This is a genomic window from Bradyrhizobium sp. LLZ17 (assembly GCF_041200145.1).
GTDB lineage: Bacteria > Pseudomonadota > Alphaproteobacteria > Rhizobiales > Xanthobacteraceae > Bradyrhizobium.
On sequence record NZ_CP165734.1, the window covers coordinates 6,716,734 to 6,740,223 of the forward strand.

General features: G+C 63.9%; 21 protein-coding genes and 3 pseudogenes. 8 read left to right on the forward strand and 16 right to left on the reverse strand.

Features of this window, described 5'->3' with window-relative positions; genetic code table 11:
• Window positions 1-30: 30 nt before the first annotated feature.
• The 5 genes from AB8Z38_RS32185 to AB8Z38_RS32205 all read right to left on the reverse strand — a co-directional run bounded on the left by AB8Z38_RS32185 (window position 31) and on the right by AB8Z38_RS32205 (window position 3,643).
• The gene (locus AB8Z38_RS32185; RefSeq protein WP_369721611.1) at window positions 31-462 is read right to left on the reverse strand and encodes an SRPBCC domain-containing protein; all 432 of its coding nucleotides are present in this window, start codon (window positions 460-462) and stop codon (window positions 31-33) included.
• Window positions 459-782, reverse strand: a complete 324-nt coding sequence (locus tag AB8Z38_RS32190; protein WP_369721612.1) for an ArsR/SmtB family transcription factor — start codon at window positions 780-782, stop codon at window positions 459-461. The genes AB8Z38_RS32185 and AB8Z38_RS32190 overlap by 4 nt, the downstream gene beginning before the upstream one ends.
• Before the next feature lie 272 nt (window positions 783-1,054).
• Entirely contained in the window at window positions 1,055-1,504 is a 450-nt protein-coding gene (locus AB8Z38_RS32195) for a DsrE family protein (protein ID WP_369721613.1), read from the reverse strand.
• Between the two features lie 94 nt (window positions 1,505-1,598).
• On the reverse strand, window positions 1,599-2,219 hold the full coding sequence (locus tag AB8Z38_RS32200) for a hypothetical protein (RefSeq protein ID WP_369721614.1): 621 nt from the start codon (window positions 2,217-2,219) through the stop codon (window positions 1,599-1,601).
• A gap of 104 nt (window positions 2,220-2,323) precedes the next feature.
• Window positions 2,324-3,643, reverse strand: a complete 1,320-nt coding sequence (locus AB8Z38_RS32205) for an adenylate/guanylate cyclase domain-containing protein (RefSeq protein WP_369721615.1) — start codon at window positions 3,641-3,643, stop codon at window positions 2,324-2,326.
• A 394-nt stretch (window positions 3,644-4,037) separates the two neighbouring features.
• Here AB8Z38_RS32205 and AB8Z38_RS32210 point away from each other — a divergent pair, with 394 nt between their 5' ends.
• On the forward strand, window positions 4,038-5,591 hold the full coding sequence (locus AB8Z38_RS32210; RefSeq protein ID WP_369721616.1) for an SUMF1/EgtB/PvdO family nonheme iron enzyme: 1,554 nt from the start codon (window positions 4,038-4,040) through the stop codon (window positions 5,589-5,591).
• A gap of 16 nt (window positions 5,592-5,607) precedes the next feature.
• Window positions 5,608-6,047, forward strand: a pseudogene (locus tag AB8Z38_RS32215) (DUF4399 domain-containing protein).
• Here AB8Z38_RS32215 and AB8Z38_RS32220 read toward each other — a convergent pair.
• From AB8Z38_RS32220 to pqqA, 9 genes and pseudogenes are all read right to left on the reverse strand, one after another.
• Window positions 6,048-7,103 carry a 2-oxoacid:ferredoxin oxidoreductase subunit beta gene (locus AB8Z38_RS32220; protein ID WP_369721617.1) on the reverse strand — a complete coding sequence of 352 codons (1,056 nt, stop codon included), beginning with the start codon at window positions 7,101-7,103 and terminating at the stop codon, window positions 6,048-6,050. It lies immediately after the preceding pseudogene.
• Window positions 7,100-8,947, reverse strand: a complete 1,848-nt coding sequence (locus AB8Z38_RS32225) for a 2-oxoacid:acceptor oxidoreductase subunit alpha (protein ID WP_369721618.1) — start codon at window positions 8,945-8,947, stop codon at window positions 7,100-7,102. Before AB8Z38_RS32225 ends, AB8Z38_RS32220 begins: the two co-directional genes overlap by 4 nt.
• Window positions 8,917-10,715: pseudogene (locus AB8Z38_RS32230) on the reverse strand (FAD-dependent oxidoreductase). The gene AB8Z38_RS32225 and the pseudogene AB8Z38_RS32230 overlap by 31 nt, the downstream one beginning before the upstream one ends.
• A 238-nt stretch (window positions 10,716-10,953) precedes the next feature.
• Window positions 10,954-11,940, reverse strand: coding sequence for a prolyl aminopeptidase (gene pip, locus AB8Z38_RS32235; protein WP_369721619.1), 987 nt, complete (start codon window positions 11,938-11,940; stop codon window positions 10,954-10,956).
• Entirely contained in the window at window positions 11,930-13,129 is a 1,200-nt protein-coding gene (pqqE, locus tag AB8Z38_RS32240) for a pyrroloquinoline quinone biosynthesis protein PqqE (RefSeq protein ID WP_369721620.1), read from the reverse strand. The genes pip and pqqE overlap by 11 nt, the downstream gene beginning before the upstream one ends.
• On the reverse strand, window positions 13,126-13,437 hold the full coding sequence (gene pqqD, locus AB8Z38_RS32245) for a pyrroloquinoline quinone biosynthesis peptide chaperone PqqD (RefSeq protein WP_369721621.1): 312 nt from the start codon (window positions 13,435-13,437) through the stop codon (window positions 13,126-13,128). The genes pqqE and pqqD overlap by 4 nt, the downstream gene beginning before the upstream one ends.
• A gap of 12 nt (window positions 13,438-13,449) precedes the next feature.
• A complete protein-coding gene (pqqC, locus tag AB8Z38_RS32250; RefSeq protein WP_369721622.1) occupies window positions 13,450-14,229 on the reverse strand; it encodes a pyrroloquinoline-quinone synthase PqqC in 780 nt (259 codons plus the stop codon).
• The gene (gene pqqB / locus AB8Z38_RS32255) at window positions 14,226-15,155 is read right to left on the reverse strand and encodes a pyrroloquinoline quinone biosynthesis protein PqqB (RefSeq protein WP_369721623.1); all 930 of its coding nucleotides are present in this window, start codon (window positions 15,153-15,155) and stop codon (window positions 14,226-14,228) included. The genes pqqC and pqqB overlap by 4 nt, the downstream gene beginning before the upstream one ends.
• Window positions 15,156-15,291: 136 nt before the next feature.
• Window positions 15,292-15,372: a pyrroloquinoline quinone precursor peptide PqqA gene (pqqA, locus tag AB8Z38_RS32260; RefSeq protein ID WP_129268256.1), complete on the reverse strand. Its 81-nt coding sequence runs from the start codon at window positions 15,370-15,372 to the stop codon at window positions 15,292-15,294.
• A 269-nt stretch (window positions 15,373-15,641) separates the two neighbouring features.
• Between pqqA and AB8Z38_RS32265 the strand changes: the two genes are divergently transcribed.
• The 5 genes and pseudogenes from AB8Z38_RS32265 (at window position 15,642) to AB8Z38_RS32285 (ending at window position 19,541) form a co-directional block, all read left to right on the forward strand.
• Window positions 15,642-15,899, forward strand: a complete 258-nt coding sequence (locus AB8Z38_RS32265; RefSeq protein WP_369721624.1) for a hypothetical protein — start codon at window positions 15,642-15,644, stop codon at window positions 15,897-15,899.
• Window positions 15,900-16,085: 186 nt separating this feature from the next.
• Window positions 16,086-17,486, forward strand: a complete 1,401-nt coding sequence (locus AB8Z38_RS32270) for an amidase family protein (protein ID WP_369721625.1) — start codon at window positions 16,086-16,088, stop codon at window positions 17,484-17,486.
• A gap of 2 nt (window positions 17,487-17,488) precedes the next feature.
• A pseudogene (locus AB8Z38_RS32275) lies at window positions 17,489-17,964 on the forward strand (glutathione peroxidase).
• Window positions 17,961-18,218 carry a DUF3297 family protein gene (locus tag AB8Z38_RS32280; RefSeq protein WP_018318553.1) on the forward strand — a complete coding sequence of 86 codons (258 nt, stop codon included), beginning with the start codon at window positions 17,961-17,963 and terminating at the stop codon, window positions 18,216-18,218. The pseudogene AB8Z38_RS32275 and the gene AB8Z38_RS32280 overlap by 4 nt, the downstream one beginning before the upstream one ends.
• A gap of 153 nt (window positions 18,219-18,371) precedes the next feature.
• Window positions 18,372-19,541, forward strand: coding sequence for a mandelate racemase/muconate lactonizing enzyme family protein (locus AB8Z38_RS32285; protein WP_369721626.1), 1,170 nt, complete (start codon window positions 18,372-18,374; stop codon window positions 19,539-19,541).
• Between the two features lie 181 nt (window positions 19,542-19,722).
• Here the strand turns inward: AB8Z38_RS32285 and AB8Z38_RS32290 are convergent, their stop codons facing one another.
• Complete coding sequence (locus AB8Z38_RS32290) at window positions 19,723-21,072, reverse strand: malonyl-CoA decarboxylase (protein WP_369721627.1); 1,350 nt, start codon at window positions 21,070-21,072, stop codon at window positions 19,723-19,725.
• Window positions 21,073-21,355: 283 nt separating this feature from the next.
• On the reverse strand, window positions 21,356-22,165 hold the full coding sequence (locus tag AB8Z38_RS32295) for a helix-turn-helix transcriptional regulator (RefSeq protein ID WP_369721628.1): 810 nt from the start codon (window positions 22,163-22,165) through the stop codon (window positions 21,356-21,358).
• 51 nt (window positions 22,166-22,216) lie between these two features.
• Here AB8Z38_RS32295 and AB8Z38_RS32300 point away from each other — a divergent pair, with 51 nt between their 5' ends.
• On the forward strand, window positions 22,217-23,389 hold the full coding sequence (locus AB8Z38_RS32300; protein ID WP_369721629.1) for an MFS transporter: 1,173 nt from the start codon (window positions 22,217-22,219) through the stop codon (window positions 23,387-23,389).
• Window positions 23,390-23,490: the final 101 nt, after the last annotated feature.

Below are 23,490 nucleotides of genomic sequence, written 5' to 3' on the forward strand. Positions count from 1 at the left end.
GAGATGATCGAATGAAGGCAGGTGGTCGATCTACTCTGCCCTTGCCAGCAACTCGTCGAGCTTTGCGAAGAACTGCTTCCAGCCGGCATGCGCGCCGCCATAGGCCTGTTTCTGGCTGGGGCGGAAGCCCGCCTGCTCGACACGCAGATGCGTGCCCGCGCTCGTCGGCGTCAGCGTGAACGTCACCACGCTCTTGAGATCGTACGCCGCATCCTCATGCGTGAAATTCCAGGTGTAGGCGAGCGATCGCTGCGGCTCGACGGCGAGGACCTCGCAGTCCAGCACGCCGCCCCACTCGCCGCGAAGATTGAAGCGGTGGCCGACGCTGGGTTTGAAGTCGTTCTTCATCAGCCATTCCTCGATCAGATGCGGCTGGGTCAGCGCGCGCCAGAGCCGCTCCGCCGGGAAGGCGAATTCGCGCTCGATCACGACGGAACGGGTTTCAGTCGCAGCCTCTGTCATTGGTCCATCCTCTTCAGGAGATCGTCGAGCGCATCGAGCCGGTTCTGCCAGAACCCGGCCATCTGGCTGGTCCAGTCGACCAGCGGATCGAGCGCACCGGGTTGTGCGCTGTAATGCGTTTGCCGTCCCTCGTGGCGATCGCGCACGAGGCCAGCCTGCTTCAGCGCGCCGAGATGTTTCGAGACCGCGGGCTGGGAGACGCCGGATCGCGCCGTTAGCGCCCCGACCGTCTGCTCGCCTTCGCGGCAAAGCCGCTCGAAGATCGCCCGCCGGGTCGGGTCGGCGAGCGTCCTGAACAGAAGGTCGGGTGCGGCGGACATGCGGAATCCATAATCGATCAGTTATGGATTATTCATAACCATGGAGTTATAGATGTGTCAAGCACGGTGCGGATATGTCGTGAAGTGGGCCCCACGGACTCCCGAACCTCTCCCGCTTGCGGGAGAGGTCGACGCGTCCGGGCGATGCGAAGCATCGTCCCGCGCGTCGGGTGAGGGTTCTATCCTCTTGGGGGTTCTCGATTGCGGAGACACCCTCGCCCCGACCCTGCCCCGCAAGCGGGGGAGGGAGCACACCGAACTTCACGCGGCCCCTACGGCCGCAAATAAAGATAGCCCTGTGACTGAAGCTCGGCCAGGCGGACCACGCCGCCTTTTTCCGCGCTGACGAAGCCGGGCAGCAGATCCGTCAGCGTGATGTTCTGCGCCTTCATCGTGTTGCCGCAGGCGGCGAGCTCGACGCCGTCCTTGGAGAAATCGCCGATCCGCTTGCTGATGTCGGGATTGGCCTGCGCCCAATGAAACGCCTTCAGCGCCGGCCCGTGGATCACCAGCGCGATGGTGACATGGTCGGGACCGCCGACGCCGTCGATGTGGTTCTGGATGTTGCCGAGCACGAAATTGACCTTCTCGGCGTCGCTGAGATGATAAACGACCTTGAGCTTGTCCGACGGCGCAGCCTCGGTCGCGGCCTGCGCACGCGATGCGGCAAAGGCCGTGCCCAGGGCCGAGATGATGCTCCACAAGATGTTCCGGCGATTCATGGCGATCTCCCTGCATGATCCGGAACAGCGCGAAGCGATTTTCCGGAAAGCTCATGCCTCAACGACAACTGAGCCTGACTCCGCCGGACACATATCATTTGTGGCGCAGCGCGGCGAGTTCCTTGCGGTCGGTCACCAGCGCGGCGCACTCGCTGGCGTCGGTGCGGTCGAGGCGGAAGATCCCGTCGTCGGCGCCTGCGACCAAAGATCGTTCTGCATCTTCATCCGGCTTGTTGTGCTGCCAGACCCTGACCCGCTCGAGCCGCACGATGGCCGACTTGTCGTCCTTCGACAGCGCCACGTCGATGCCGCCGCCCTCGCAGTCGACACCGCAGCCCAGGCGCACCTCGTTGCCTTCCATGGTGAACACCGTGTGGTGACAGGAACCGCTGGAGCCGAAATCGCCCGAACGGTGGCGATATCTGAAGCCGAGCCGGAACGAATTGTGGAGCTGCTTGTCTTCGCCGTCGACTTCCGCCGAGACCAGCAGCTTCATGGAGGCCGCCTTCTGCTTCGGATGTTTCGCCAGATGCTCGGCATCGTAGCGGCGCACGAAGCACGCATAGGCCTTGTCGCCGGGCGTGCCTGCATAGATCCGCGCGTTGAAGCTCTCGGCCTCGGCCTTGCTGGCCTCGCGGACATGATCGGCCTCCTCGGCGCGGGCGACGCCGATGAACGCGGCAAAGGCAAGCGGAAGGACGAGCGCAAGCTTCATGTTCGCACCGTGAACAGCAATTGGGCCTGCCACGTTGGACGGCGCAGGCCGGTCTGCCGTTAGTCGCAGGCGAGGTGCGCTGCGTTCAAGTTCACGCGTGCAGGTCAGGCCAAACCCTCGGCGGCAAAGATTTGCCATTCGCCGGGAATGCCCTTCAGCGCGGTCGTGCCGCGGCTTGCGAAGCGCAGGCCTGAGCCGGCGACGAGATCCTTCACCGTCCCAGAAACCAATACCTCGCCTGCGCCAGCCAGCGCTGCGACACGTGCTCCGATGTGGACGGCCATGCCGCCGACGTCGTCGTCGATCATCTCGCATTCGCCGGTGTGCAGGCCCGCACGGATCTCGATGCCGAGCAACTTGATCTCATCCGAGATCGCGCAAGCGCAGCGGACGCCACGCGCTGGTCCGTCGAATGTCGCCAGAAATCCGTCGCCCGTGGTCTTGACCTCACGGCCCCTGAAGCGCGCGATGTTGCGGCGGATCACGGCGTGATGCTCATCCAGCAATGCGCGCCAGCGGCGATCGCCCAGCGACGCAGCCTTTTCGGTCGAGCCGACGATGTCGGTGAACAGCACCGTGGCAAGCACGCGATCAACCGCTGGAGAGCCACGTGTCCCCGTCAGAAATTCCTCGATCGCGTCGGAAATGTCGTCGGCATTCTCACCGACATAGAACAGGTGGTCGGTGCCGGGAAACTCGGCCAGGCGCGCTCCGGGAATCTTCGCGGCGACATCGCGGCCGCCTTCGACGCGCACGACCTGATCGTCAGTCCGGTGGATGACGAGCGCAGGAACGCGAACCGCCGGCAATACGCCGCCAATTTCGATCTGGCTGTTCATGCGCATCAGGGCCATCACTGCGGAGGGACTCGCACCCAGCCGCTCGTTTCGTCCCCACCAGCGCTGAAACGCGGCGTCATTCGCCCGCGACGGCGCAAATCTCTGGATACTGCCGCCCGTGCCCCAAGCCTTCTCGACATAACCGAAGAACGTCTCTAGCGCCTCCTCGGTGGGAAACCAGTAGGAAAAGCGTGAAAAGCTTCCGTAGAGCACGATCGCCCGGCATCGATGCGGATAAGTGGCCGCATACATGATCGAAAGCGGCGCCCCTTCCGAGATGCCGAGCAGGGCCGCCTGCTCCATGCCGGCCGCGTCCATCACCGCACGCAGATCGTCCATACGCACGTCGAGTCCCGGAAGCTCTGCGACACGATCGGAGCCGCCGGTACCGCGTTTGTCGAAGGTGACGACCCGGGCGTAGCTCGCGAGGCGCGTCAGGAACCGAGCGAAGTCGGGTTGCTCCCAATAGTTCTCGACATTGGATACGAAGCCGGGCACCAGAACCAGGTTGATCGGACCGTCACCGAAGGCCTGGTAGGCGATATGGACGTCTCCACTCCTCGCGTATTGCGTAGCGGGCTGCATACATCGTCCTTTCCTGCCGGAACACCATAGCAAACAAGCGTTACGGGCGGATAGCCGCCACTTCGCCAAAAAGGCGAAGGCGCGCTCGTACGATGAGCGCCTCTAAATCGCGCGCAAATTGGCGTTCGCCGCCTGGCTTGAACTTGTCCAGCACCGCCGAACCTGGGCAGAGCGCGACGGCTCCCACCGAGCTGTCTGGATACTCCGCGCGGTGCCTCAGTCGCAGTTGCACCGGGAAGGTTCAGGCCAATGTCGCGCCCAGCCTTCTGGAACTCGATATCGACGATTGCTTCGATATTGTCCGAGTTCGTCAATGTGATACCCTTCACAGACGAAGGTTTCTCCAAGTCGTAGGCTGGGGCGGCGTCTGGTAAGCTTGTGGAGTCCCGCCGCCATGGGCGAAATTCGCAACTTCAGATCCGGAAATCAGGATGGTCCGCCTCCACACGGTCCAATACCGCGTCGCCTCGCGGCTATCATCGTCGGTGACATCGCTTCCTACAGCCGCCTGATGCAGGCGGACGAGGAGGGCACGCATGTCCGCGTCAAGCGGATCGAGCGGGATCTCATTCAGCCCAGCATCGTCGAGCACCATGGATCGCTGGTGAAGACGACGGGCGATGGCTTCATCGCGATTTTCGATAGTCCTGTCGAGGCCGTCCGGTGCAGCATTGTGATCCAGCAGAATCTCGTAGGCCGCAACGCCTCGCTTCCAAAGGATTCCCGGATCGAATATCGGATCGGCGTCAATCTCGGTGACGTCATCGTGGAGCCGGACGATGTCTACGGTGACGGCGTCAACATCGCCACGCGTATCGAGGGGATTGCCGAGCCCGGCCAAGTCTACATCTCAGGCGCGATCTACGAACAGATCAAGCACAAGGTGGTGTGCGGCTACGAGTCGGTTGGTGACCGCAGGGTCAAGAACATCACCGATCCCGTGCGCATCTATCGCGTGCTGCCGGACGCAGAGGCCGTGGGAAGAACGCGCGGCCGGCGCGAGAATACGCTGCTGTTCCTTCTGGCCCTGACACTGATTGTGATCGCGACCGGCGTGCTGTGGTATCTGCTCATGCAGCCGTACGGTCGCCCCGGCGAACAGGCGGGGGCTCCCCCGTTGCCGGCTCCGGCAGCATCGCCGACGTCGCAATCCGTTCAAGCCGAACCCGGTTCGTCGACGCAGGCGCCGCGGACAGCACCCGCGGCTTCTCCCTCGCCGGCAGCAGCGGCGGCAAGCGCGCCCTCGCCGGCCCCGTCGCAATCCACGGTATCGATCGTGGAACCGGACATGGTTGCGATCCGCGGGGGCAGTTTTGCAATGGGCAGCAACGATGATCCGACGGAAAGGCCCGTCCATCAGGTCGCGATCAAGCCGTTCGCGATCGGAAAATATCCCGTGACCGTTCGTGAATGGAACGAATGCGCGGCAGCGAAGGCATGCGGTTTTACAGCGACCGGGAAGGACGATGTCCCTATCACGAATGTGAGCTGGGCCGACGCACAGCAATATGCGGGCTGGCTCGCGCAGGCGACGAAGAAGTCGTACCGGCTTCCAAGCGAAGCCGAATGGGAATATGCGGCGCGGGGCGGAACGCAGAGCAAATATTGGTGGGGAGACAAGCTCCAGCCGGGCATGGCCGAGTGCAAAGATTGCGGTGACGTCGGAGCCGAGCAGCCTGCGAAGGTCGGAAGCTTCAAGCCGAATCCATTCGGACTCTATGACATGGGCGGCGGCGTTGACCAATGGGTCGAAGACTGCTGGCACAGGACGTATCAGGGCGCGCCCAATGACGGTTCGGCATGGAGCGGTGGAGACTGCAACTCGCACGTCCTGCGCTCGGGCTCCTGGAAGAACGACTCGAGATACGTACGGCCGTCCAACCGCGACGGTTACGACACCAATGTTCGTTATCCCACCCATGGATTCCGCGTCGCGCTCAGCCCCTAACTGCCGGAGTAGATTGATGCAAATCCTTCGTTGCGTGGCGCTGTCGGCGATGCTCGCATTGCTTCCGGGCGTCGCCTATCCGCAGGGCAAGGCGGCTCCAAAGGACGCAAAGGTTTATTTTATCACGCCGTATGATGGGCAAAAGATACGCGGCGGATTCTGGTCCGGTTCGGCTTGCGTAATATGGGCGTGACGCATGCCGGCGACGACTACCAGAACGCCGGCCATCATCATTTGCTGATCGACGTCAACGAGCCCATCGATCCGAAGGAACCGATCCCGCAGGACAAGTCGCATCTGCATTTCGGGGCAGGGCAGACTGAAACATTCCTCGAGCTTCCGCCCGGGACCCACACCTTGCAACTGGTGCTGGGCGATGCGAAGCACTACCCGTTCGACCCGCCTGTCGTGTCGGAGAAGATCACCGTGCGCGTCAGGCCTCAGCGCGGCAAATAGTCAGCGCAGGCTGGCGTTGAACTTGTCCAGCGCCGCCGAGCCGGGGCAGAGCGCGTCGGCTTCCAGCGTATTCAGCGGCGTGTCGACCGTATTGAGATGGGCGTGCAGGTCTTCAGCGTCGGGATCGACGTACAGGAGCCCGGTGACGATCTGGCCCTTGGCGGCGTGCTTCTGCAGGAACGTTTGCGCGCCGAGCCGGTCATGCGGATCGTAATCGGCGTCGATCTTGCGCAGCGCGATCTTGCTGCCGTCATGCTGCTCGACTACCTGCACCGTGCCCGGCGCGTAGTCGACCGCGATCGGGTCGCGGCCGACCAGCACGTCGAGCCTGTTCACCGCGTCATTGTGCTCGCGGACATAGTCGAAGCTCTTGGTCGAGCCGGCGTGATTGTTGAAGGCGATGCAGGGGCTGATGACGTCGATGAAGGACGCCCCCTTGTGGCCGATCGCGGCCGCGATCAGCGGCACCAGCTGGCTCTTGTCGCCGGAGAAGCTGCGCGCCACGAAGGTTGCGCCCAGCTGAAGCGCGATCGCGACGAGGTCGATGGCGTTGTCGGTGTTGGTGACGCCCTTCTTGGATTTCGAGCCGCGGTCGGCGGTCGCGGAGAACTGGCCCTTGGTCAGGCCGTAGACGCCGTTGTTCTCGACGATGTAGGTCATGTTGACGCCGCGCCGGATCGAATGCGCGAACTGGCCGAAGCCGATCGAGGCGGAATCGCCGTCGCCGGAGACGCCGAGATAGATCAAATCGCGATTGGCGAGGTTGGCGCCGGTGAGCACCGAGGGCATGCGCCCGTGCACGGAGTTAAAGCCGTGCGAATTGCCGAGGAAATAATCCGGCGTCTTCGACGAGCAGCCGATGCCGGAGATCTTGGCCACCCGATGCGGCTCGATCGAGAGCTCGTAGCAGGCTTCGATGATCGAAGCCGTGATCGAGTCATGGCCGCAGCCCGCGCACAGCGTCGAGATCTTGCCCTCGTAGTCGCGATGGGTGTAGCCGAGTTCGTTCTTCTTCAGGCCCGGGTGATGGAATTTCGGCTTTGCGATGTAGGTCATGACACGGCCTTGCGGAGCGGGGTCACCTTGAGGTGATCCTGGTGGTCGCCAATGGCTTTTGCGATGTAACGGGCGGTGATCGGGGTGCCGTCGTAGTGCACGATAGGAATGAGGCGCACCGGGTCGATGCCGTTCTCGTTGACAATCAGAGAGCGGAGCTGGCTGTCGCGGTTCTGCTCGACCACGTAGACGAAGTCGTGCTCGGCGAGGAAGCTCGCCACGCTGGAGTGGAACGGGAAGGCGCGGATGCGCAGCCGGTCGAGCTGGTGCCCGCGTGCCTCCAGCAATCCGATCGCCTCGTCCATCGCCGGCGAGGTCGAGCCGAAATAGATCACGCCGTATTTGGTCGGCCGTTCCGCATTGGCCTGCAACGGCCGCGGCACGAGATCCTGCGCGGTCTCGAACTTGCGCACCAAACGCTGCATGTTGTCGGCGTAGACCGAACCTTCCTCGGAATAGCGCGCATAGCGGTCACGCGAGGTGCCGCGGGTGAAAAAGGAGCCTTTGGTCGGATGGGTGCCGGGATAGGTGCGATAGGGGATGCCGTCGCCATCGACGTCGAGATAACGGCCGAAGTCGCGGCCTTCCTCCAGCATCTCCGCGGTCATGACCTTGCCGCGGTCATACTGCTTGGAGTCGTCCCACTTCAGCGGACGGCAGAGCCGGTGGTTCATGCCGATGTCGAGATCGAGCATCAGGAAGATCGTGGTCTGGAGCCGCTCGGCGAGGTCGAACGCGGCGGCTGCGAACTCAAAGGCTTCCGCCGGATCTTCGGGGAACAGCAACACATGCTTGGTGTCGCCATGCGAAGCGTAGGCGCAGGCGATGATGTCGCATTGCTGGGTGCGGGTCGGCATGCCCGTCGAGGGGCCGGCGCGCTGGATGTTCATGATCACGGCCGGGATCTCGGCAAAATACGAAAGGCCGATGAACTCGGTCATCAAGGAGATGCCGGGACCGGATGTCGCGGTGAACGCGCGCGCGCCGTTCCAGGAGGCACCGATGACGATGCCGATGGAGGCCAGCTCGTCTTCGCCCTGCACGATGGCGTATTTTGCTTTGCCGGTCTCCGGATCGTGCCGGTACTTCTTGCAATGGGCGGTGAAAGCCTCCGCCACCGACGAGGACGGCGTGATCGGATACCAGGCGCACACGGTGGCGCCGCCATAGACCGCGCCGAGCGCGGCGGCGCTGTTGCCCTCGATGAAGATGCGGTCGCCGACCTTGTCGGACTTCTTGACGCGCAGCCCGATCGGGCATTTCAGGTTTTGCAGCGCCCAGTCGCGGCCGAGATGCAGCGCGTGGACGTTGGAGGAGAGGAGCTTCTCCTTGCCCTTGTACTGCTCGCCGATCAGCTGCTCGATCAGCTTCGGGTCCATGTCGAGCAGCGCCGAGAGCGCGCCGAGATAGATGATGTTCTTGAACAGCTGGCGCTGGCGCGGATCGGTGTAGGTCGAGTTGGTGATCGCCGTTAAGGGCACGCCGATCACGCTGATGTCGTCGCGGAATTTGGTCGACGGCATCGGCTTGGTGGAATCGTAGAACAGATAGCCGCCGGGCTCGATGCCGGCGACGTCCTTGTCCCAGGTCTGCGGGTTCATCGCCACCATCATGTCGACGCCGCCGCGGGCGCCGAGATGGCCTTCCTCCGTCACCCGCACCTCGTACCAGGTGGGCAGTCCCTGGATATTGGAGGGGAAGATGTTGCGTGGTGACACCGGCACGCCATGGCGCAGGATCGCGCGCGCGAACATTTCGTTGGCGCTGGCGGAGCCCGAGCCGTTGACGTTGGCGAAGCGGACGACGAAGTCGTTTACGCTGCTGATCGGCTTTTTGTCGGACATGCTGAACCTGCGTGAGTCATCTCGATAAGATATTTCTGCATGTCCCAGGCGCCGGTGGGACAACGCTCGGCGCACAGCCCGCAATGCAGGCAGACATCCTCGTCCTTCACCATCACGCGCCCGGTCTTGAGATCGGACGACACGTAGAGGTCCTGGTCCGGATGCGGCGAGGGCGCCTTGAGGCGGGCGCGCAGATCGGTTTCCTCGCCATTTTCCGTGAAGGTGATGCAATCCATTGGGCAGATGTCGACGCAGGCGTCGCATTCGATGCAGAGCGAGGTCGAGAACACGGTCTGGACGTCGCAGTTCAGGCAGCGGTGCGCTTCGCCGAGCGCGAGCTTGACGTCGTAGCCGAGCTCGACCTCGGTGCGGATGTCCTTCAGCGCGACCACCTTGTCGCGATGCGGCACCTTGTAGCGCTTGTCGATGGAGATGTCGTTGTCATAGCTCCATTCGTGAATGCCCATCTTCTGCGAGGAGACATGCACCTCCGGCAACGGCCGTTCGGTGATGTTCTCGCCCGAGAGCAGCTTGTGGATCGACAGCGCGGCATCGTGGCCCTGGGCCACCGCCCAGATGATGTTCTTGGGGCCGAACGCAGCATCGCCGCCGAAGAACACTTTTGGGTTGGTCGAGACGAAGGTCTTCGGATCGACCTTCGGCATGTGCCATTTGTCGAACTCGATGCCGCAGTCCTGCTCGATCCAGGGGAAGGCGTTCTCCTGGCCGACCGCGACCAGCACGTCGTCGCATTCGAAGGTCTGGTCGGGCTCTCCTGACGGAACGAGATTGCGGCGGCCCTTGGCGTCGTATTCGGCCTTCACCTTCTGGAAGGTGACGCCGGTGAGCTTGCCGTTGTCATGAATGAAGGCGACCGGGACCAGGAAATTGAGGATCGGGATGTCCTCGTGAAGCGCGTCTTCCTTCTCCCAGGGGAGGCCTTCATCTCCTCGAAGCCGGAGCGCACGATCACCTTAACGTCTTCGCCGCCGAGCCGGCGCGCGGTGCGGCAGCAATCCATCGCGGTGTTGCCGCCGCCGAGCACGATGACGCGCTTGCCGATCTTGTCGGTGTGGCCGAACGACACCGAGGACAGCCAGTCGATGCCGATATGAACGTGGCTTGCTGCTTCCTTGCGGCCGGGAATGTCGAGCTCACGTCCGCGCGGCGCGCCGGAGCCGACGAAGATCGCGTGGTAGTTCTCCGCGAGCAGCGCCTTCATGCTCTCGACGCGGTGACCGCCCTTGAACTCGACGCCGAGGTTGAGGATGTAGCCGGTCTCCTCGTCGATCACCGAATCGGGCAGGCGGAATTTCGGAATCTGCGAGCGCATCATGCCGCCGGCTTGCGGATCGGCATCGAAAACCGTGCAGTGATAGCCGAGCGGTGCGAGATCGCGCGCCACCGTCAGCGAAGCGGGGCCGCCGCCGACGAAGGCGACGCGCTTGCCGTTTTTCGCCGCGGGCCGCGGCAGGTGCTGCGTGATGTCGTCCTTGAAGTCAGCGGCGACGCGCTTGAGGCGGCAGATCGCCACCGGCGTCTCCTCGACGCGTCCGCGGCGGCACGCCGGCTCGCACGGTCGATCGCAGGTGCGTCCCAGGATTCCGGGAAACACGTTCGATTTCCAATTGACCATATAGGCGTCGCTGTAGCGGCCTTGCGCGATCAGTCGGATGTATTCGGGAACCGGAGTGTGCGCAGGACAGGCCCATTGGCAATCGACCACTTTGTGAAAGTAGTCGGGGGCCGCGATATCGGTCGGTTTCATTCCTACCCTGTCCGCACAGGCTCAAAGACCCGGCGGCCTTTTCTTGAGCTTGTCGAACGCTAACGCGCGGCGATCTGGTTTATGAATGGCGTCATTGGGTTAGCTTATTAGAACCGCTCCGAAGTACAACGGCAAATTTCCGCGATCACCCGCTTTCATGGGAGCTGCGCGTAGACAGCATCAACGGCCGCGCGCGGCAAATGCGGCGCTGCAATATGTTGCGGTGCAGATGGCTGCGTTAGAGCGGCGCCTTCGACGCAAGATCGGCGATCGACTTCATGACCGCGTCCCGCACGCCAGTATCATAGAGCGAGTGCCCGGCCTCTTCCACGATCCGAATCTCTGAACCGGGCCACAGCTTCGCCAGCCGCTCGGATGTTTCAGGCGGGCACAACAGATCATAGCGGCCCTGGACGATGATGCCGGGGATGCCCGCGACCCGGCCGGCGTTCTGCAGCAGCTGGTTCTCGGTCATGAAGCTGTCGTTGAGGAAATAATGCGCCTCCATGAACGGCGTCGCGGGCAATGTGCGCCACACGTTCAATGACGCCAGGTCCAGTCGCGTCTTTGCCGGCTTGTGCTCCGACAAGGCGCGCTCGGTGTCGTGCCAGGCCCGCGAGGCCGGCCCATGCACGGCCGGATCGGCGTCGAGGATGCGGCGCCAATAGGCGTCCACCGGCCGCTCCCGCTCGTCTGGCGGCAGCACGCTCAGAAAGTCCGCGTGCAGCGCCGGATAGAACTGCTGAAGCCGCGAGGTGAAAGCAGTCTCGACTTCCGCCCGCGTGCCCAAAAACGTCGCGCGCAGCGCGATGCCGGACACGCGATCGGGATGCGCTTCTGCATAGGCCAGCGCCAGCGTCGCGCCCCAGGAGCCGCCAACCAGCATCCAGCGCGTGAAGCCGAATTTTTCGCGGATCTTCTCCAGGTCCGCGATCAGATGAGCCGTCGTATTGTGCGCGCGCGAGCCCTTGGGACGGCTGCGGCCGCAGCCGCGCTGGTCGAACAGTACCGCGCAAAATCGTTCGGGATCGAACAGGCGGCGATGATCGGGCTGGCAGCCGGAGCCCGGCCCGCCATGCAAATAGACCGCAGGAATGCCATCAGCGCGGCCGACGCTCTCGACGTAGAGTTCGTGGCCGTCGCCGACGTCCAGCATGCCGGAGGTCAGCGGTGCAAACGGATCGGCGCGCTTGACCGAGTTGGCCGCGTCGGCGTCAGGCGTCATTCCCGGATTCCAAAGTGCCGCCGGCGAAGTTGCGGTAGACGAAGCGGTTGGTCTCGCCCTCGGCCTCGCGCTCGGCCTGCTTGAAGATGGTCTCGTGCAGCGGCGACAGCGCGCAGGCCGGGTCGGTATTGGCGGCGTCACCGGTCAGCGCAAAGGCCTGGCAGCGGCAGCCCCCGAAATCGATCTCGCGGAATTCGCAAGTCTTGCACGGCTCCTTCATCCAGCCGGTGCCGCGATAGCGGTTGAAGGCCTCGGAGTTCTGCCAGATCCAGGCGATCGAATGATTGGAGCGCACCGATTCGAACTCGAGCCCGGTGATGCTCTCGGCGGCGTGGCAGGGCAGCACCTTGCCGGCCGGCGAGATGTTGAAGAACTGCCGGCCCCAGCCGCCCATGCACTTCTTCGGCCGCAGCGCGTAATAGTCCGGCACGACATAGTCGATCGCAAGCGTACCCTTGAGCCGCTCGCGCGCGTCCTCCACGATGCGGGTGCATTCCTCTAACTGCTGCACCGTCGGCATCAAGGCGGCGCGGTTCTTCAGCGCCCAGCCGTAATATTGCACATTGGCGACCTCTAGCCGGTCGGCGTCGAGATCAACAGACATCTGGATGATGTCGGGGAGCTGATGCAGGTTCTGCCGGTGCATCACCGCGTTCACGGTGAGCGGCAGGTCGAGTTCGCGAGTCCATTTGGCGACTTCGAGCTTCTTGCGGTGACCGTTCCGGTAGCCGGCGACGCGGTCGGCGAGACCTTCTTCGACGCCCTGGAAGCTGATCTGCACATGACAGAGACCGGCATCGGCAAGCTCGCTCAATTTCTCGCGCGTCAGCAGCACCGCCGAGGTGATCAGATTGGTGTAGAGGCCGACGTCGGTGGCATGCTTCACCAGCTCGACGAGATCCTTCCGCGCCGTCGGCTCGCCGCCGGAGAAGTGCACCTGGAGCACGCCGATCTCGGCAAGCTCGCTCAACACCTTCTTCCATTCCTCGGTGGTCAGCTCCTTGCCGGAACGGTCGAGCTCGACCGGATTGGAGCAATAGGGGCATTGCAGCGGGCAACGATGCGTGATCTCGAGCAAGACGGCGAGCGGAATGCCAAAGGTCTCCGCGGTCGAGCGGCTTTTCTCCAGCACCGCGAGGCTGTCGCTGGCGTCGGCTGGAATAGCCGGATTGCCAATCACATCGCTCATGGCGTCTTCTCCCGGGCTTCGGTGAGAAAGCCCTTGTCGGCGAGGTCCTGGAGCATCGCGATCACGTCGGTCAGGATCGCCTCGCGCGGTGCGGCATATTTCGCGGCGAGCTGATCGGACACGTCGCCCACGCTGCGCTCGCCATCGCAGAGTTGCAAGACCTCGACCGCGATCTCGTCCGGCGCCAGCACGCGCTCCGGCGCCAGGATCACCCAGACCTTTCGCGTCTCGTCATATTTCAGCTTGGCGTGCCGTGGCAGCACCGGGCGGCTTGCCTCGCTGACGCTGATGTGACGCGGCCCGGCCATCGCTCCTGTTCCCTAGCTCGCTTTGGGCACGAACGCGCCCGGCGGAATGTGGCTCTCGACATAGGCGTGCTGGAGCGCGTCGAGCTGCACCCACAGCACGTTGGTCTTGAAGATCAGCGCGTTGCACACCTGCGCGCGCTGCTCCGGCGTGGTGGCGTGCGCCTTGACATAGTCGAGCGCGAAATTGGCATCGCGCGGCGCCTGTGTCAGCCGGCGCTTGAAGTAGCTCATGATGTCCGGATTGACGAAATCGTAGTGCTCCAGCATGCCGGAGATGCGCTCTTCATGCAGGTTCGGCGCGAACAGTTCCGTGAGTGAGGAGGCGATCGCCTCCAGCGGTGACTTCTCCCGGCAATAGTGCACATAGGCTTCCACTGCGAAGCGCGTCGCCGGCAAAATCCCCTCAGTCGACTCCACGTAAGATGTGTCAAGCCCGAGCCCTTCGGTCAGCTTGAGCCAGCGCTCGATGCCGCCTTCGCTGCCGATGTCGCCATCATGATCCTCGATGCGGTGGCGCCATTCCACGCGCGTGGCGCGGTCGCGGAAGCGCGAGATCACCACCGCGTCCTTGATCGGGATCGTGCTCTGGTAATAATAGCGGTTCAGCGCCCAGGCCTGCACCTGGCCTTTGTTGAGCTTGCCGCCGTGCAAGAGCTTGTGGAACGGATGCAGGCTGTGATAGCGCGTCCCACCGATATGGCGCAGCGTCTCCTCCAGTTCCTCGGCCGAGTTCAGCCGGATGTCCTTGCCGACCGAGAGCGCGGTCATTCCTGTCAGTGACGCGGCATTCACAGCACGATCTCCGTTCCGTCGGCGGGTATCTGCCAGCCCGCCTGCTCGGCGGCCTTGCGCTCGGGTGAAGCGGGCAGCAGCGCCGGGTTCGAGTTATTGATATGCAGAAATAGCTTCCTGTCGAGTGCGAGATCCGCAAGTCGCGCGATCGCGCCGTTCTCGCCGGACATCGCGACATGTCCCATGCTCTGGCCGGTCTTGTGGCCGAGCCCGGCCCTGATCATCTCGTCGTCGCGCCAGACCGTGCCGTCAAAGAACACCAGCGCCGCGCCGTCGATCTCGGCCTTGAGCGCATCGGTCACCTCGGCGCAGGCGGCAATGAAGTAGAAGCACTTGCCGGTCGCCTTGTCGGTGATCTTCAGGCCCACCGTATCGCCGTCGCCGGTTTCGCCGCCGGGATGTGCTTTGCCTTCGAGATACCAGGCCGATTTGCCGGAGACGGCGAACGGCAGCACTTGTAGCCCCGAGCGCGCGCCGTCCGGCAGCCGCGGCTCGAACGGCTCGTTGATCGCGATCGGCTGCCGCCGCACGTACTTGTCGTTCAGCACATTGAAGATGCTGTTGGCGTTCAAGATCGCCAGCACCTTCTCATGCGCGTAGACCGTGAACGGCGAGCTCTCGCGCATCGACAACAGTCCAGCCACCGCATCCACCTCGCCATTGGTCAGGATCACGCCGGCGATCGGCGTGTGACGTAGCGCGCCCGCCTTGGGATGCAGCTGTGGCGTGGCATTCAATTGCTGGCGCAGGTCGGGCGAGGCGTTGATCAGGAACCAGTGCTCGCCGTCGCCGCTGAAGGCCACCGAGGCTTGGGTCCGTTGCAGTTCATGGCCGTTGATGCGGGCCGCCCGGCACCCCTCGCAGCCGCAATTCCACTGCGGCACTCCGCCGCCGGCTGCGGCGCCCAGGACGACGACGCGAAGCATGATCCGTCTCCTGGCGGCAACGTCGCGCGGTGGATCTCACGTCGACACAAAATCTGTCTTCCGGAAACGTATCGTGACCGGAAGAAAGAGCGCGATCGAAAGACCCACCTGCGCTGAACGCGAACTGACCAACCGCTTACTTGCGGGTGGCGCTCACATACATGTTGATTTCCATGCCGCAGGGCACTTCGATGATCTTCGGGGTTTTCCAGGCCATTTTGGCTCTCCATTTTCAGAATTCGGACGTATCCGCCCACGGTTAAAGTAATGCGGGGGGAAAAGTTCGCCAGTTAAATCTTGCGGGACCTAGGTAGTAGTGCCGGCGGAATTGCTGCGGTGCAAAGACCGCGATAGCGTAGTGGCGCCGCAAAGACCGCGGACAAGTCATGCAAAACTGCCGATGTGTCGTGATGCCTGCCGGGATAAACCAGTTGTGAGTGTGGGACAGCTTTCAATCGGCGACATGCGCCCCAATTGGAATTCGTGATGCCAAGATATTTCTTCAACACCCGGATCGGCCAGGAATTGATCGTGGATCCCGAAGGCGAGGATCTGCGCAATCCTGATCGCGCCTGGGAGGTCGCGCGCCAGATGATCCTGGAGGTGCTGAAATCCGAGGGAACCCAGCCGGCGCTCATGCAGGCGGTGATCGAGGTCACCGACCGCGAAGGCGACATCGTGCTGGAGTTCCCGTTCACCGAGGCCTTGCTGGACGTACCGGATCAATCCGCCACGCGGCATTAGGGCTCGCTCCGTCCACCGTCATTGCGAGGAGCCCTTGCGACGAAGCAATCCAGACGGCTTCCGCGGAGGGATTCTGGATTGCTTCGCTTCGCCGCTTCGCTCGCAATGGCGGCGGTACCCCTGCGAAATCCGCATGGCTTTGCCGCGTTTCCGGCGCTAAAAGACGCCGGTTATACGGAGCAAGCCATGCAAGACCTCTGGCGCCTGTCGGCCGCCGACCTCGCCACCCTCGTCAAAGCCAAAAAGGTGTCCGCCAGGGAAGCCGCGCAGGCCGGCCTCGCCCGGCTCGATGCGGTCAATCCCAGGCTCAATGCCGTGATCGATCACCGGCCGGAAGACGTGCTCAAGCAGGCCGACGCGGTCGATGCCGTCATCGCCCGTGGCGAGGACCCCGGTGTCCTGGCCGGCGTGCCCGTCACCATCAAGGCCAATGTCGACCAGCAAGGCTTTGCCACCACCAACGGCCTGAAGCTCCAGCGCGACCTGATCGCCCGGGAAGACAATCCGGTGGTCGCCAATTTCCGCAAATCCGGCGCCATTCTCCTTGGCCGCACCAATTGCCCGGCCTTCTCCTACCGCTGGTTCACCACCAATCTGGTCCATGGCGACACCAAGAACCCGCGCGACACCTCGCTGACCCCGGGCGGCTCGTCGGGCGGCGCCGGCTCGGCGGTCGCGGCCGGCATCGGCCACATCGCCCATGGCACCGACATTGCCGGCTCGATCCGCTACCCTGCCTATGCCTGCGGCGTGCACGGCCTGCGCCCGACGCTGGGCCGCATTCCGGCGTTCAATCCGGCGCTGCCGGAGCGTCCGATCGGGCCGCAGATCATGGCGGTGTCGGGTCCGCTGGCCCGTACCGTCAACGATTTGCGCATCTCGCTCGCCGCGATGTCGGCGCCCGACATGCGCGATCCCTGGTTTGCACCGGTGCCGCTGGAAGGTGAAGTGCGGCCGAAGCGCGCCGCGCTCTGCCTCAACCCGGATGGCCTTGCGACCACGCCCGACGTGAAGGCGGCCGTGACGGATGCCGGCAAGCGCCTCGAGCGTGCCGGGTGGACCGTCGATACCATCGAGAACACGCCGCCGATGCGCGAAGCGGTCGAGTGGCAGGTCAAGCTGTGGCTTGGCGATGGCTACGAGGCCCAGCTCGAGATGGCCGAGCGCGAGGGCGATCCCGGAGCGCTGGCCTGCCTGCGCGGCAACCGCGCCAAGGTCACGCCGCTCGACCAGGCGAATTATGCCAAGGCGCTGACCCGCCGCGCCACGCTGACCCGCGACTGGATGCTGTTCTTCGAGCAATATGCGGTGGTGCTGACGCCGGTGTCCGGCGAGCTGCCGTTCCCGGATCATCTCGACCGCAAGGACGACGACTCGTTCAAGCGGGTCTGGGAGGCGCAGCTGCCGCAGATCGCCATTCCCTTCATGGGATTGCCGGGCCTCGTGGTCTCGACCGGGCTCGTCGGCAAGGCGCCGGTCGGCGTTCAGATCGTGTCCGGCCGCTATCGCGAGGACCTCTGTCTTCTTGCCGGCGAAGCGATCGAGGCGGGCGGCGTGCCGCCGTCGCCGATCGACCCGGTGGGCTAGCGATGTCTGCCATTTACGACTTCAAGGCCAATTCGCTCGCCGGCGAGGAGATCGCCCTGCGGCGCTTCGAAGGCCAGGTGCTGTTGATCGTCAACACCGCGAGCAAATGCGGCTTCACGCCGCAATATCGTGGCCTGGAGGATCTCTATCGCGATCTGTCGCCGCGCGGCTTTCGGTGCTCGGCTTTCCCTGCAACCAGTTCGGCGCGCAGGAGCCGGGGCAGGCGGGCGAGATCCAGACGTTCTGCTCGACCAATTACGAGGTCACCTTCCCGCTGTTCGAGAAGATCGACGTCAACGGCGCCAAGGCGCATCCGCTGTATGAGTATCTGAAACGCCAGCAATCCGGCCTGTTAGGGGCCTCCATCAAATGGAATTTCACGAAATTCCTGGTGGACCGCGCCGGCAAGGTCATCGCGCGCTATGCGCCGACCGCACGGCCCGAAGGATTGCGGCAGCAAATCGAGACCCTGTTATGAGCGAGACAATCATGAGCGACGAATTCCCCGACCGCCTGTCGGTCGATCCGAACAGTCCCTATTACAACGCGGACATTCTGGCGCGCGATGTCGGCATCCGCTTCAAGGGCGTCGAGAAGACCAATGTCGAGGAATACTGCATCAGTGAAGGCTGGGTCCGCGTCACCGCCGGCAACGCCAAGGATCGTCACGGCAATCCGCTGACCATCAAGGTGCATGGTCCCGTGGAGCCGTATTTCAGGGACAAGAAGTAAGCGCGGCGCTCCACTCCTCCATTGCTAGGAGCACACCCTCTCTCCTCGTCATTGCGAGGAGCCCTTGCGACGAAGCAATCCAGACTGTCTCCGCGGATGCATTTCTGGATTGCTTCGCTTCGCTCGCAATGACGAAAGCAAAAGGCAAACCCCATGTCCGTCCGTATCGTCGACGTGCGCGAGATCACCGAGCCGATCTCCTCGCCGATCCGCAACGCCTATATCGACTTCAGCAAGATGACGACGAGCCTTGTCGCCGTGGTCACTGACGTCGTCCGCGACGGCAAGCGCGTGGTCGGCTACGGCTTCAACTCCAACGGCCGCTACGGGCAGGGCGGGCTGATCCGCGAGCGCTTTGCCTCGCGCATCCTCGAAGCCGACCCGAACTCGCTGTTGAATGCGGCCGGCGACAATCTCGATCCCGACAAGGTCTGGGCCGCGATGATGACCAATGAGAAGCCGGGCGGCCATGGCGAGCGCTCGGTCGCGGTCGGCACCATCGACATGGCGGTGTGGGACGCGGTGGCGAAGATTGCGGGCCAGCCGCTGTTCCGCCTGCTGGCCGAACGTCACGGCCGCAGCGCCAATCCGCGCGTGTTCGTCTACGCCGCCGGCGGCTATTATTATCCCGGCAAGGACCTCTCGGCGCTGCGCGGCGAGATGCGCGGCTATCTCGACCGCGGCTACAACGTGGTCAAGATGAAGATCGGCGGCGCTGACATCGAGGACGATCGCACCCGCATCGAGGCGGTGCTGAAAGAGATCGGCAACGACGCACAGCTCGCCGTCGACGCCAACGGGCGTTTTGATCTCGAGACCGCAATCGCCTACGCAAAAATGCTGCGCGAGTATCCGCTGTTCTGGTACGAAGAGGCCGGCGATCCCCTCGACTACGCGCTGCAGGCCGCGCTCGCCGAATACTATCCGGGACCGATGGCAACCGGCGAAAACCTGTTCAGCCATCAGGACGCCCGCAACCTCATCCGCTACGGCGGCATGCGCCCGGACCGCGATTGGCTGCAATTCGACTGCGCGCTGTCCTACGGCCTCTGCGAATACCAGCGCACGCTGCAAGTGTTGAAAACCCACGGCTGGTCCCCGAGCCGCTGCATCCCGCATGGCGGCCACCAGATGTCGCTCAACATCGCGGCCGGCTTAGGCCTCGGCGGCAACGAGAGCTATCCGGACCTGTTCCAGCCCTACGGCGGCTTCCCCGACGGCGTCCGTGTCGAGAACGGCCACATCATCATGCCCGACCTCCCCGGCATCGGCTTCGAAGGCAAGTCGGATCTCTACAAGGAAATGAAGGCGCTGGCGGAGTAGCCGGGCGCTTGGGGGACGACGGCCCCGCCAAATACTCCGCTGTCATGCCCCGGCTTGACCGGGGCATCCAGTACGCTGCGGCGGATGTGGTTACGGCGAGCTCTTTAACGCCGGCCTCTGGAATACTGGATCGTCCGCCTTCGCGGACGATGACACCGTCACTGGAGCGACATCTCGGCGCCTACGACAACCGCATATCCAGCAGTCGTCGCCCGTCGCCCTTCAGCAGCTTCTTCACCGCGCTCGAGGCCACGACCTCGCCGTCATTGGCATAGGCTTCGTGGTTCTTCTCGATGTCTTCGAGGCGGTAGAGGTAGTTGACCATGATGCCCGCCGACTCCCGGAGGCCCTTGGGCGAGACATCGCCGAGCCAGTTGATGCGCTCCAGCCGTGCGCCGTTGCCGAGATGGAAGCGCGCGACCGAGTCGATCAGGCGCCCCTTCGGCGTGCGCGCCTTCAGGAAATAGTAGGCGGCGAGCGGTTCGACGACGCTGCGCAACAGCGCGGCGGCCTCCGCATCTTCGAACCATTTCGGCTCGTCCAGGCGCTTCAGCAGTTCACGGTCCTCGTCCGTCAGCGGCAGGTCCTTGTCCTGCTTGATCCACGGCATGAAGCCGGGCACCGGCGACAGCGTCACGAAATTGTCGAGTCTTGGCAATTCGCGGCGCAGCTCCTCGACCACCTGCTTGATCAGGAAGCTGCCGAAGGAGATGCCGCCAAGGCCGCGCTGGGTGTTGGAGATCGAATAGAACACGGCGGTGCGCGCGCGCTCGATCGGGACCAGCTGGCGGTCGACCGCGAGCAGCGGTGCGATCGCGCCGGGGATGGTCTCGGTCAGTGCCACCTCGACGAAGATCAAGGGTTCGTCGACCATCGCCGGATGAAAGAAGGCGTAGCAGCGGCGGTCGACCGGATCGATGCGGCGGCGCAGATCGTCCCAGTCGCTGATCTCGTGCACGGCCTCGTAGCGGATGATCTTTTCGAGGATGTTGGCCGGGGTCGACCAGTCGATCCTGCGCAGCACGAGAAACCCCCTGTTGAACCACGAAGAGAGCAGATGCGACACGTCGCGATCGAGCGCGGCGAGATCGGCGTGCCCGTTCATCATGCCGAGCAGATCGGCGCGCATCTTGACGAGATCGCCGGTGCCGCCGGGCGCGCGATTGAGGCGGCGGATCAGTTCCTGCCGCCGCGGCTCCGAGGCGAAATGCAGCGCGCTCGCGTCTTCGTCGCCGGGCTGGGCGCGCCATGTTTCGATCGCCTTGGCCAGACGCTCCCGGTCCGGGCCGAAATCGCGCACCAGCGCTTCGAAGAAGGCGCGGCGTCCGGCCGCATCGAGATCCTGGTAGAGGTCAAGCACCTCGCGTGCCATGGCCGTGCCGGAGGCTTCGCCCCGGCCCGACAGCAGCGCGCCGCAGAGCTCGATCAGCCCGTCGGCGTCCTGTTTTGTGTCCGCGGAATCGCGGCGCAGCAGCGTGCGGCCACGTTCGGAGATGGTGGCAAGCAGATCGGAGAAGAAGGCGTTGGCCATCTGGGCTTTTCGAATCCGGGTTTGTGCGATGCGGAAGCTTACACGGGATTTAGGCGGAAGCCGATCACATTCAAGCTGGGGGAATTGGCAAGTTGAGTTAGGCCGCGCGTTTCGAGAATGCTGTCATGCGCAGCAACGCGCCGTCATGCCCCGGCTTGACCGGGGCATCCAGTACGCCGCGGCGTCTCCGTTCAATCACTACTGTCTCGGAGTACTGGATCGCCCGGTCAAGCCGGGCGACGACACCGAGTGTGAGGCGGCAACGGACCGAAGGGCGGCTGCCTCACCCCTTCCCGGCAAACTCCCTCGGCGTCCGCCCGGTCACCCGGCGGAAAGCGGCCGAAAAAGCCGGCACGCTGGCGTAGCCGAGCTGGGCGGCGAGCTGCTTCACCGAGACATTGGCATCCGTCGATATCCGCCGGATCGCCGCCGCAACCCTTGCGCGCTGGCACCAGCTCTTGAAGCTCAGCTGCGTCTCGCTCGAGAACAGCCGTGACAGCGTGCGCGCGGAGGTTCCGACCTCGCGCGCCAACGTGTCGATGTCGTGCAGGCCGGTCGGATCGTCGAGCACGATCATCGCGGCGCGCCGGCAGCGCGGCTCGCGCGGCAGCGGCACGAAGGTTGCGGAATCCTCGGCTTGGTGCAATTCCAGCATCACCAGGCGCACCAGCAGCTCGGTGCGCGCTTCCGTGTTGCGTGAATCGAACAGCGCGAGGATCGCCTGGTGCAACAGCGGCGACACCCGCACCACGAACTCCCTGGCGAGGCCGTCGTAGCGCTGCTCGCGCTCCAGCCAGGGCAGGTCGAAATACAGCGTGCGCATCTCGATGTCGGCGAGCACGTCGATGGCGTGCTCGAGTCCGGCCGGGACCCAGACCGCGCGGTCCGGTGGCACCAGCCAGCGCCCCTTCGGCGTCGTCACCTGCATGGTGCCCTTCGCGGCATAGACCAGCTGCGCCTCGCGGTGCATGTGCGGATCGAGCCGCAGTCCCCTGGGATAGTCGCGCGCGACCAGGTGTACGCCCGCCGGGGAGCGATGGTTGCTCCGGACCTCCCGGAGGATTGGCTTATCCAAGACAGTCATTGGCAGCATCCCGTCATTGGCACGACATATAACTCATTTCGGAGCAGGAGAGGATCTGCAATGAACAGCCCCGGCCGGGTGATCGGCTTCGTCAACGCAGGCCATTTCATCGACCATTATGCGATGCTGATCTTTGCCGCCGCCGTCATCATCATGGGGCCGGCGCTCGGCATGGCCTATTCGGAACTGCTGCCTTACGCCACGCCGGGCTTCATCGCCTTCGGCGCGGGCTCGCTTTTGACCGGCTGGCTTGGCGACCGCTGGAGCCGCCGCCACATGATGCTGATCTTCTTCATAGGCATCGGCCTTGCCATGATCTCGGTCGGCTTGGTGCAGACGCCGCCGCAGCTCGGTATTGCTTTGTTCGCGATCGGCATCTTCGCCTCGATCTACCATCCCGTCGGCACGGCCATGATCGTGTCCTATGCCGAGAAGCTTGGCCGCGAGATGGGGCTGAACGGCGTCTGGGGCAATCTCGGCGTCGCTTCGTCCGCGCTGGTCACCGGCGTGATCGGGCAATATTTCGGCTGGCGCTTGGCCTTCATCGTCCCCGGTGCCGTCACGGTCCTGATCGGCCTCGTCTTTGCGATCAGCGTCGTGCACGAGGACCGCAAGGGCTCGAAGCAGGCCGCCGCTCAGGCGCGGGTCGCCAAGCAGGACATGTGGCGCGTGATCCTGTCGTTGCTGATCGTCGTCATCGCGATCTCCACCACGTTCAATGCCGTCACTGTCGCGCTGCCAAAGCTGTTCGCGGAGCGGCTCGCCGATCTCACCAAAAGCCCGGCATTGCTCGGCGTCATCGCGGCCTGCGTCTACGTGTTCGGCGCGATGACGCAGTACACGATCGGCCGGCTGCTCGACCGCTATTCGCTGAAGACGGTGGCGCTGCCGTTGTCCTTCATGCTGGCGCCGTTCTTGTATCTGGCGGCGAGCCTGTCCAATTTGCCGCTGATTTTGGTGTCGATCGGCATCGTGATGGGCGCGTTCGGGCAGGTCACGGTCAACGACGCCATGGTCGGCAAATACACCAGCGAAGAATGGCGCTCGCGCGCCTATGCGGTGCGCTATTTCGTCGGCTTCACCGCCGCGGGCGCGTCCGTCGGCCTGGTCGCCTGGCTGTACGAGCAGGGAGGCTTCGTCACCATGCTGCACGCCTTCGCCGGCCTGTGCCTGCTGGCGATCGCCGCCGCCATCATCCTGCCGCGCGAGATCAGGACGCCGCAGGCGGCGTGAGGCCACGAGGCGCGTGGCTGCCTCCGTATCGTCATGGCGAGCGCTGCGAAGGTGCGAGGCTGCTTCCAGATCGTCATTGCGAGCGCAGCGAAGCAATCCAG

Excerpts from the sequence above, each read along its gene's own strand:
- AB8Z38_RS32185 (WP_369721611.1), bottom strand. The coding sequence starts at position 462 with ATGACAGAGGCTGCGACTGAAACCCGTTCCGTCGTGATCGAGCGCGAA.
- AB8Z38_RS32190 (WP_369721612.1), bottom strand. The coding sequence starts at position 782 with ATGTCCGCCGCACCCGACCTTCTGTTCAGGACGCTCGCCGACCCGACC.
- AB8Z38_RS32195 (WP_369721613.1), bottom strand. The coding sequence starts at position 1,504 with ATGAATCGCCGGAACATCTTGTGGAGCATCATCTCGGCCCTGGGCACG.
- AB8Z38_RS32200 (WP_369721614.1), bottom strand. The coding sequence starts at position 2,219 with ATGAAGCTTGCGCTCGTCCTTCCGCTTGCCTTTGCCGCGTTCATCGGC.
- AB8Z38_RS32205 (WP_369721615.1), bottom strand. The coding sequence starts at position 3,643 with ATGCAGCCCGCTACGCAATACGCGAGGAGTGGAGACGTCCATATCGCC.
- AB8Z38_RS32210 (WP_369721616.1), top strand. The coding sequence starts at position 4,038 with ATGGGCGAAATTCGCAACTTCAGATCCGGAAATCAGGATGGTCCGCCT.
- AB8Z38_RS32220 (WP_369721617.1), bottom strand. The coding sequence starts at position 7,103 with ATGACCTACATCGCAAAGCCGAAATTCCATCACCCGGGCCTGAAGAAG.
- AB8Z38_RS32225 (WP_369721618.1), bottom strand. The coding sequence starts at position 8,947 with ATGTCCGACAAAAAGCCGATCAGCAGCGTAAACGACTTCGTCGTCCGC.
- pip (WP_369721619.1), bottom strand. The coding sequence starts at position 11,940 with ATGACGCCTGACGCCGACGCGGCCAACTCGGTCAAGCGCGCCGATCCG.
- pqqE (WP_369721620.1), bottom strand. The coding sequence starts at position 13,129 with ATGAGCGATGTGATTGGCAATCCGGCTATTCCAGCCGACGCCAGCGAC.
- pqqD (WP_369721621.1), bottom strand. The coding sequence starts at position 13,437 with ATGGCCGGGCCGCGTCACATCAGCGTCAGCGAGGCAAGCCGCCCGGTG.
- pqqB (WP_369721623.1), bottom strand. The coding sequence starts at position 15,155 with ATGCTTCGCGTCGTCGTCCTGGGCGCCGCAGCCGGCGGCGGAGTGCCG.
- pqqA (WP_129268256.1), bottom strand. The coding sequence starts at position 15,372 with ATGGCCTGGAAAACCCCGAAGATCATCGAAGTGCCCTGCGGCATGGAA.
- AB8Z38_RS32265 (WP_369721624.1), top strand. The coding sequence starts at position 15,642 with ATGCCAAGATATTTCTTCAACACCCGGATCGGCCAGGAATTGATCGTG.
- AB8Z38_RS32270 (WP_369721625.1), top strand. The coding sequence starts at position 16,086 with ATGCAAGACCTCTGGCGCCTGTCGGCCGCCGACCTCGCCACCCTCGTC.
- AB8Z38_RS32280 (WP_018318553.1), top strand. The coding sequence starts at position 17,961 with ATGAGCGAGACAATCATGAGCGACGAATTCCCCGACCGCCTGTCGGTC.
- AB8Z38_RS32285 (WP_369721626.1), top strand. The coding sequence starts at position 18,372 with ATGTCCGTCCGTATCGTCGACGTGCGCGAGATCACCGAGCCGATCTCC.
- AB8Z38_RS32290 (WP_369721627.1), bottom strand. The coding sequence starts at position 21,072 with ATGGCCAACGCCTTCTTCTCCGATCTGCTTGCCACCATCTCCGAACGT.
- AB8Z38_RS32295 (WP_369721628.1), bottom strand. The coding sequence starts at position 22,165 with ATGCTGCCAATGACTGTCTTGGATAAGCCAATCCTCCGGGAGGTCCGG.
- AB8Z38_RS32300 (WP_369721629.1), top strand. The coding sequence starts at position 22,217 with ATGAACAGCCCCGGCCGGGTGATCGGCTTCGTCAACGCAGGCCATTTC.